This window comes from Pseudomonas sp. PS02303, from assembly GCF_029959925.1.
GTDB lineage: Bacteria > Pseudomonadota > Gammaproteobacteria > Pseudomonadales > Pseudomonadaceae > Aquipseudomonas > Aquipseudomonas mandelii.
Genome location: NZ_JASCOM010000266.1, coordinates 1 through 7,799 on the forward strand (window position 1 = coordinate 1; position 7,799 = coordinate 7,799).

A 7,799-nucleotide genomic window follows, 5' to 3' on the forward strand; every position below is an offset into this window, starting at 1 on the left:
GCTCGCGATAGGGGTGCGTCAGTCAGTAATGATGTCGACTGACACACCGCTATCGCGAGCAGGCTCGCTCCCACAGGTTTTTGTGCAGGGCTGATTTACCAGTTGAACAACTCGCAGGCATTGGCCGTGCTTGCGGCCGCCAATTGCTCGGGACTGGTCGCCATGATGCCGGCCAGCGCCGAGCAAATCGCCGGCAGGTGCGCCGGGCTGTTGCGTTGACCGGGAAACATGGCGGGCGCCATGTCCGGTGAATCGGTTTCCAGCACCACTGATTCCAGGGGCAGGTCAGCGAGGACGCGGTGCATGCGCAGCGCCTGCGGCCAGGTCGCGGCGCCGCCCAGGCCCAGTTTGAAACCGAGCTTGATGTATTCGCGCGCCTCTTCCGTGCTGCCGGCGAAGGCATGAATGATGCCCGCGCGTTTCAATCGAAACCGTTTGAGCGTGGCAATCACCGCGGCATGGCTGCGCCGCACATGAATCAGCGCCGGAAGATTGAAGTCCACCGCCAGTTGCAGTTGCGCGTCGAACAAGGCCTGCTGGCGCTCACGGTCGAGGGTTTCGATGAAGTAATCCAGACCGATCTCGCCCACGGCACACAATTGCCGATGACCCGCCAGGCGGGTCAGCCAGTCACCGAGTTCGAGTAAATCGTCAGGGCGATGCTGGTCCAGGTACACCGGGTGCAAACCGAGCGCCGCATGCAGGTCGGGGTCGCTCTGCACCAGGTCCCAGACCCGCTGCCAATTGCCCTGATAAACCCCCAGCACCACCATCCGCCGTACCCCGAGGGCGCGGCTTTCGGCGAGCAGCGCCGTGCGGTCCTCGTCGAAGTCCGGAAAATCCAGATGAGTGTGGCTGTCAATCAGCTCCACGGTTCAGTCCTGGCGAATACGCTGCTTGAAGGTCCGCGCGATGGCTTGCACGCCGGGTTGGTAGTCGGACTGCTCGATGGCGGCCAGCGCCAGCGCCAGCGCCTTGTCGGCAATCAACTGATGCTGCTGGGCCATGGCATTGACCGGCAGCGGCAAGAAGTCCAGCAACTGCGTGTCGCCGAAGGTGCCTAGGCGCAGCGGACGGGTTTTCAGCGGGAAGTCGTGCAAGGCATCGAACACGCCTTGAAGCAGCACGTAAGACGTGGTCACCAGCGCATCCGGCAAATGCCCAAGGCGCTGTAACAATTCCTCCATCAACTGCTTGCCGCACTCACGGCTGAACGATTCGCCGTGCTCGATCAGCACGTCGCCTTTGAACCCGCTTAACGCCTCCTTGAACCCGGCGGCACGTTCCTGGCTGATGCTCAGCTCGGGGCGGGCACCGATCAGCGCGATTTGCTTGGGCAGCGGGTCGAGCAGGCTGCGGGTCAGTTGCAGGCTGGCCTCGCGATCATCGCTGATCACCGAACAGAAATGCTCAGGCTCCATCACCCGGTCGATGGCGATGATCGGAATGCCTTTGGCCTGCAACAGACGATAACTGTCATCTCCGGCCGGCAGGCAACTGGCGACGATCAATGCATCACAGCGCCGGGCGCGGAACAGTTGCAGCAATTGCCGCTCACTGTCCGGCGCATCGTCGGAACTGGCGATCAGTAATTGATAACCGCGCGCCCGGGCGCCTTGCTCGAGCAGTTTGGCGATTCTTGCGTAACTGGGGTTTTCCAGGTCCGGCAGAATGAAGCCCAAAGTGCGGGTGTGCCGACTGCGCAGCCCCGCCGCCTGAGGGTTGGGCGTGAAGCCATGTTGTTCGACGACCGCACGAACGCGCTCGACGGTGGCACTGCTGATACGTTGCTGCTCGGCCTTGCCATTAATGACATAACTGGCGGTGGTAACGGACACACCGGCCAACTGTGCGATATCACTGAGTTTCAACTCGGGATTTCCTTGTTTGTTCGAGCTTGCCCCGACATTTTCGACAATCCTACCCGATTCGGGCAGACGACCATTGTCGCAACGCTTCCGACAAGTTGGACTTCAAGGATGGGACATAATCGAGTAACGTGCCAATCATTCTAGATTAAACGTTTCAGCAAGCGTATTTTCTACGTTATAAGCGCATTTGGCCGGTTCTGCCGTGAAACCGCCAAAAATGATGACGAAGCGCCTAAGCTGGAATCATCCAAAACAATACCTGGCGCCCACAGACGCCAAAAAGGAGAAAGCATGCTCGAGCTCACCATAGAGCAGATATCCATGGGCCAGTCGGCTGTGGATAAGTCCGAAGCCTTGCAATTACTGGCCGGGCATCTGGTCACCGATGGCCTGGTGGCCGAGGGTTATCTCGCCGGTTTGCAGGCCCGGGAAGTCCAGGGCTCGACCTTTCTCGGTCAAGGTATTGCCATCCCCCACGGTACGCCGGAAACCCGCGATCAGGTGTTTTCCACCGGCGTGCGGCTGATGCAATTCCCCGAAGGCGTGGACTGGGGCGACGGCCAGATCGTTTACCTGGCGATCGGCATTGCCGCCAAATCCGATGAACACCTGCGACTGCTGCAACTGCTGACCCGTGCCCTCGGAGAAACCGACCTGGGCCAGGCCCTGCGTCGCGCCAGTTCCGCCGAAGCCTTGTTGAAACTGCTGCAAGGGGCACCGCAGGAACTGGCGCTGGATGCACAAATGATCGGCCTTGGTGTCTCCGCCGATGACTTCGAAGAACTTGTATGGCGCGGCGCGCGTTTGCTGCGCCAGGCCGATTGCGTGAGTAACGGGTTCTCCGCCGTCTTGCAACAGGTCGAAGCGCTGCCGCTGGGCGATGGCTTGTGGTGGCTGCACAGCGAACAAACGGTCAAGCGTCCGGGCCTGGCGTTCGTCACGCCGGACAAGCCCATGCGCTACCTCGGCCAGCCCCTCAGTGGCCTGTTCTGCCTGGCCAGCCTCGGCGAGGCGCATCAGGCTTTGCTCGAACGCCTGTGTGCGCTGCTGATCGAAGGCCGTGGCCATGAATTGGGTCGCGCCACCAGCAGCCGTAAAGTCCTTGAAGTGCTGGGCGGTGAACTGCCGGCGGACTGGCCGAGCGCACGTATTGCCTTGGCCAACGCCCACGGTTTGCATGCCCGCCCGGCGAAGATCCTCGCGCAGTTGGCGAAAAGTTTTGAAGGCGAAATCCGCGTGCGCATCGTCGATGGCCAGGACAGCGCCGTGTCGGTGAAGAGCTTGAGCAAACTGCTCAGCCTCGGCGCCCGGCGCGGTCAGGTATTGGAGTTCGTCGCTGAACCGAGCATCGCCGCCGATGCCTTGCCAGCCTTGCTGGCCGCCATCGAAGAAGGCCTCGGTGAAGACGTCGAGCCGTTGCCCGCGGTGAGCCAGCAGCGCGAGGTGTTTGCCGATGTCGCCGAAGTGCTCCTGGCGCCAGCGTCCGGCAGTCTGGTCCAGGCCATTGCCGCTGCACCGGGCATCGCCATTGGCCCGGCGCACATTCAAGTGCTGCAAACCATCGAATACCCGTTGCGTGGCGAGTCTGCCGCCATTGAGCGTGAACGTCTCAAGCAGGGCTTGGTGCACGTGCGCCGCGACATCGAAGGCTTGATCGAACGCAGCAAATCCAAAGCCATCCGCGAGATTTTCATCACCCACCAGGAAATGCTCGACGACCCGGAATTGACCGATGAAGTCGACACCCGCCTCAAGCAAGGCGAAAGCGCTGAAGCGGCGTGGATGGCGGTGATTGAAGCGGCGGCCAAACAACAGGAATCGTTGCAGGACGCCTTGCTCGCCGAACGGGCTGCTGACCTGCGCGACATCGGTCGTCGGGTGCTGGCGCAACTCAGTGGCGTCGAAACCCCGAGTGAACCCGATCAGCCGTACATTCTGGTGATGGACGAAGTCGGCCCGTCCGACGTTGCCCGTCTCGATCCGACCCGTGTGGCCGGCATTCTCACGGCCCGTGGCGGCGCGACCGCTCACAGTGCGATTGTCGCCCGGGCGCTGGGCATTCCGGCCTTGGTCGGCGCCGGTGCGGCGGTGTTGCTGCTGGCGCCGGGCACGCCGTTGCTGATTGATGGTCAGCGCGGTCGCCTGCATGTGGACGCCGACGCGGCAACCTTGCAGCGCGCCACTGAAGAACGCGACACCCGCGAACAACGCCTGAAAGCCGCCGCCGAACAACGCCATCAACCGGCGCTGACCACCGACGGCCATGCGGTCGAAGTGTTCGCCAACATCGGCGAAAGTGCCGGCGTGACCAGCGCGGTGGAGCAGGGTGCCGAAGGCATCGGCTTGCTGCGCACTGAACTGATTTTCATGGCCCATTCCCAGGCGCCGGACGAGGCCACCCAGGAAGTCGAATACCGGCGCGTCCTCGACGGCCTGGCCGGTCGTCCCCTGGTGGTTCGCACCCTCGATGTCGGTGGTGATAAACCACTGCCGTACTGGCCGATTGCGAAAGAAGAAAACCCGTTCCTCGGCGTGCGTGGCATTCGCCTGACCTTGCAGCGTCCGCAGATCATGGAAGCGCAATTGCGCGCCTTGCTCCGTGCAGCGGACAACCGCCCGTTGCGGATCATGTTCCCGATGGTCGGCAGCGTCGATGAGTGGCGCCAGGCGCGGGACATGACCGAGCGTCTGCGTCTGGAAATCCCGGTGGCTGATCTGCAACTGGGGATCATGATCGAGGTGCCATCGGCGGCCTTGCTGGCGCCGGTGCTGGCCAAGGAAGTCGACTTCTTCAGCGTCGGCACCAATGACCTGACTCAATACACCCTGGCCATCGACCGGGGGCATCCAACCTTGTCGGCCCAGGCTGACGGCTTGCACCCGGCTGTGCTGCAACTGATCGACATCACCGTGCGCGCGGCCCATGCCAACGGCAAGTGGGTCGGCGTGTGCGGCGAGCTGGCAGCCGATCCGCTGGCGGTGCCGGTGCTGGTCGGTCTCGGCGTGGACGAACTCAGCGTGTCCGGTCGCAGCATTGCCGAGGTCAAGGCACGCATCCGCGAACTCAGCCTCAGCCAAACCAGAATTCTCGCCCAACAGGCCCTGGCCGTGGGCAGCGCCAATGAAGTGCGCGCATTAGTGGAGGCCCTGTAATGGCCAAAATCCTGACCCTGACGCTCAACCCGGCGCTGGACTTGACGGTGCAGTTGCCGCGCCTCGAGCCCGGTCAAGTCAATCGCAGCGACGAAATGCACACCCACGCCGCCGGTAAAGGCGTGAACGTGGCGCAGGTGCTCGCCGACCTCGGCCATCAGCTGACGGTCAGCGGTTTCCTCGGTGAGGACAACCTTCAAGCGTTCGAAACCCTGTTCGCCAAACGCGGTTTTGTCGATGCGTTCATCCGGGTGCCCGGTGAGACGCGCAGCAACATCAAACTGGCGGAAAACGATGGTCGGATCACCGACATCAACGGTCCGGGGCCGATGGTCAATGCGACGGCTCAGCAGGCGCTGCTGGATCGACTCGAGCAGATTGCGCCCGGTCATGACGCGGTCGTGGTGGCCGGCAGCCTGCCGCAGGGGATAAGCCCGCAGTGGTTGCAGGCGTTGATTGAGCGTTTGAAAAACCTCGGTCTGAACGTTGCCCTCGACAGCAGCGGCGAAGCCTTGCGTGCAGCGCTCAAGGCCGGCCCGTGGTTGATCAAACCGAACACTGAAGAGCTGGCCGACGTGCTGGGCTGCGAGGTGATATCGGTGGCGGCACAAGCCGAAGCGGCGAGCCGTTTGCACGCTCAAGGCATCGAGCATGTGGTGATCTCCCACGGGGCCGATGGCGTGAACTGGTTCAGTGTCGGCTCGGCGATGCACGCCACGCCGCCCAAGGTCAGCGTCGTCAGCACCGTGGGCGCGGGCGATTCGTTGCTGGCCGGCATGCTCCACGGTTTGCTCAGTGCCGACACGCCTGAACAGACCCTGCGCACCGCCACGGCAATCGCCGCGATGGCGGTCACGCAGATCGGTTTCGGAATTGGCGATGTCGCGCAGTTGGCGCGGCTCGAACAGGGCGTGCGCATCCGCACCCTGACAGAACAATAAGAGGGTTTGTCATGAAACTAGCCATTGTTACGGCCTGCCCGAACGGCATGGTCACCAGTGTGCTGTGCGCCCGTTTGCTCGATGCAGCGGCCCAGCGTCAGGGCTGGAGCACCAGCGTCGAAGTGGTCGATGCCGCGCATCCGGAACGTCAGCTGTCGGCTGCCACGATTGAAGCGGCCGAGTGGGTGTTGCTGGTCACCAGTGCGCCGGTGGAGATGTCGCGATTCGTCGGCAAGAAAGTGTTCCAGAGCACGCCCGCGCATGCCCTGCAGGATGTCGAAGCGGTGCTACGACGCGGGGCTGAAGAAGCTCAGGTGTATGTCGCGCCCGAAGCTGTCGAGCAACCTGCTACCACCGTTCAAAACGCGCCACGCCTGGTGGCGATCACGGCGTGTCCGACCGGTGTCGCTCACACGTTCATGGCGGCCGAAGCCTTGCAGCAAGCGGCCAAGCGTCTGGGCTATGACCTGCAAGTGGAAACCCAAGGCTCGGTCGGTGCGCGCAATCCACTCAGCGCTGCAGCGATTGCCGATGCCGATGTGGTGCTGCTGGCGTGCGATATCGAAGTCGCCACCGAGCGTTTTGCCGGCAAGAAAATCTACCGTTGCGGTACTGGCATTGCGTTGAAGCAAGCCGAGGCGACGCTGAATAAAGCGCTGGCCGAAGGCAGGCAGGAAACCGCGTCGACCGGTGCCAAAGGCCCGGCCAAACAAGAGAAGACCGGCGTCTATAAACACCTGCTGACGGGCGTGTCGTTCATGCTGCCGATGGTGGTGGCGGGCGGTCTGATGATCGCCTTGTCGTTCGTGTTCGGCATTTCCGCATTCAAGGAGGAAGGCACACTCGCCGCCGCACTGATGCAGATCGGTGGCGAGACCGCGTTCAAGTTGATGGTGCCGCTGCTGGCGGGTTACATCGCCTACTCGATCGCCGACCGTCCGGGCCTGGCGCCGGGGATGATCGGTGGCCTGCTGGCGAGCACCCTGGGCGCCGGTTTTATCGGCGGGATCATTGCCGGTTTCATTGCCGGTTATGCGGCGCAGGCGATCAATCGTTATGCGCGCTTGCCGCAAAGTCTTGAGGCACTGAAACCGATCCTGATCATCCCGTTGCTGGCGAGCCTGTTCACCGGCCTGGTGATGATTTACATCGTCGGCAAACCGGTGGCAGGGATGCTCGAAGGGCTCACGCACTTCCTCGACAGCATGGGCACCACCAACGCGATTCTGCTCGGTGTGCTGCTCGGCGGGATGATGTGCGTCGACCTTGGCGGGCCGATCAACAAAGCCGCGTATGCGTTCTCGGTGGGGCTGCTGGCCTCGCAAAGTTATGCCCCGATGGCCGCGACCATGGCCGCCGGTATGGTGCCGCCGATTGGCTTGGGCATCGCCACGTTTATCGCACGGCGCAAATTTGCCCAGACCGAGCGCGAGGCCGGTAAAGCGGCGCTGGTATTGGGGCTGTGTTTCATCTCCGAAGGGGCGATTCCGTTTGCCGCCAAAGACCCGTTGCGAGTGATTCCGGCGAGCATTGCCGGTGGCGCGCTGACCGGTGCGTTGTCGATGTATTTCGGCTGCAAACTGATGGCGCCGCACGGTGGGTTGTTTGTGTTGGCGATCCCGAATGCGATCAACCATGCGCTGTTGTATCTGCTGGCGATTGTGGCGGGGAGCCTGCTGACGGCGGTGGCGTATGCGCTGCTCAAGCGGCCGGAAGCTGTTGAGATGGCACTCGAACCCGCCAAAGCCTGACACCACGTTGTAGGAGCGAGGCTTGCCCGCGAAGACGGTTTAACATTCAACAAACAGGTGTCTGTCAGATCGCCTTCGCGGGC

Annotated in this window: 5 protein-coding genes; 3 read left to right on the forward strand and 2 right to left on the reverse strand. The window is 62.6% G+C overall.

What is annotated here, in order from left to right:
• Positions 1-95 precede the first annotated feature (95 nt).
• Together QMX98_RS29780 and cra are read right to left on the reverse strand one after the other, a co-directional pair.
• A complete protein-coding gene (locus QMX98_RS29780) occupies positions 96-872 on the reverse strand; it encodes a TatD family hydrolase (RefSeq protein ID WP_282411822.1) in 777 nt (258 codons plus the stop codon).
• A 3-nt stretch (positions 873-875) separates the two neighbouring features.
• A complete protein-coding gene (gene cra, locus QMX98_RS29785; RefSeq protein WP_010463461.1) occupies positions 876-1,871 on the reverse strand; it encodes a catabolite repressor/activator in 996 nt (331 codons plus the stop codon).
• A 291-nt stretch (positions 1,872-2,162) separates the two neighbouring features.
• Between cra and ptsP the strand changes: the two genes are divergently transcribed.
• The 3 genes from ptsP to QMX98_RS29800 are packed head-to-tail and all read left to right on the forward strand — an operon-like array spanning position 2,163 to position 7,716.
• Entirely contained in the window at positions 2,163-5,024 is a 2,862-nt protein-coding gene (gene ptsP, locus QMX98_RS29790) for a phosphoenolpyruvate--protein phosphotransferase (RefSeq protein WP_010463459.1), read from the forward strand.
• On the forward strand, positions 5,024-5,965 hold the full coding sequence (pfkB, locus tag QMX98_RS29795; RefSeq protein WP_077747394.1) for a 1-phosphofructokinase: 942 nt from the start codon (positions 5,024-5,026) through the stop codon (positions 5,963-5,965). Before ptsP ends, pfkB begins: the two co-directional genes overlap by 1 nt.
• 11 nt (positions 5,966-5,976) lie before the next feature.
• Positions 5,977-7,716, forward strand: coding sequence for a PTS fructose-like transporter subunit IIB (locus QMX98_RS29800; RefSeq protein WP_145309757.1), 1,740 nt, complete (start codon positions 5,977-5,979; stop codon positions 7,714-7,716).
• Positions 7,717-7,799: the final 83 nt, after the last annotated feature.